General features: G+C 36.4%; 1 protein-coding gene. It reads left to right on the forward strand.

Annotated elements, in window-relative coordinates; translation table 11 throughout:
• The first annotated feature begins 33 nt into the window (after positions 1–33).
• Positions 34–900 carry an IS3 family transposase gene (locus tag QZL64_RS01700; RefSeq protein WP_296309134.1) on the forward strand — a complete coding sequence of 289 codons (867 nt, stop codon included), beginning with the start codon at positions 34–36 and terminating at the stop codon, positions 898–900.
• The last annotated feature ends 62 nt before the right edge of the window (positions 901–962 follow it).

A 962-nucleotide genomic window follows, 5' to 3' on the forward strand; every position in this document is an offset into this window, starting at 1 on the left:
TGAGTTAAAAAACTCAATTTCGTTACAGCCCCAATAAAAGAAGAGCACGCAGAGCATCACTATGCTATTTCAGCTTTATGTAAATTAGGTAACGTAACAAGAGCAGCTTATTACAAATGGCTTCATAGACAACCATCTTTTAAAGAACACGAAAACATAATGATTGCGGAAAAGATAGAATCCATTCACTCAGAAAGCCCGGATAAAGGATACCGCAGAATTCGAGATGACCTGGATCGCTACTATGACATACACGTCAATGATAAGCGAGTACTGCGAATTTGCCGGATACAAAACATTAAATCTACTATTAAATATTGCAATAAGGGATGCACTCGACATGCGTCAAGACCACAATATGTAGCAGAAAACCTTCTTGACAGAGACTTTACTGCTACGGCTCCTAATGAAAAGTGGCTTACAGATGTGACCGAGTTTAAATATTACTTGGGCTCTGAAGTGCATAAAGTATATCTCAGTGCAATTCTTGATTTATATGACCGCAGAATTGTTTCATTTGCAATTCGAAACAGAAATGACAATATATTAGTATTTGATACTTTTACCAAGGCAGTAGCTTCTAATCCAGATGCACATCCACTACTTCATAGTGATAGAGGATACCAATACACTAGTCGAACATTCCATACAAAGTTAATAGCAGCAGGAATGATACATAGTATGTCTAGAGTAGGAAAATGTATTGATAATGGTCCTATGGAAGGCTTTTGGGGTATCTTAAAACGCGAACGGTACTATGGGCATCGCTTCACAGATAAAGAGTCTTTAGTTAAAATGATAGAAAATTATATTGAATATTACAATACAAAACGACTACAAAGAAAGCTTGGTGTTTTAACACCTATGGAAAAACATGCTAGATATTGGTTTGTAGCATGAAAAAACTGCCACCGGAAATCGGTGGCAGAAACAAAACTAATTTTATTTTTTCGAGTGTCTAC

It is taken from the genome of Veillonella sp. CAG:933 (genome assembly GCF_000431435.1).
Lineage (GTDB): Bacteria > Bacillota > Negativicutes > Veillonellales > Veillonellaceae > Veillonella_A.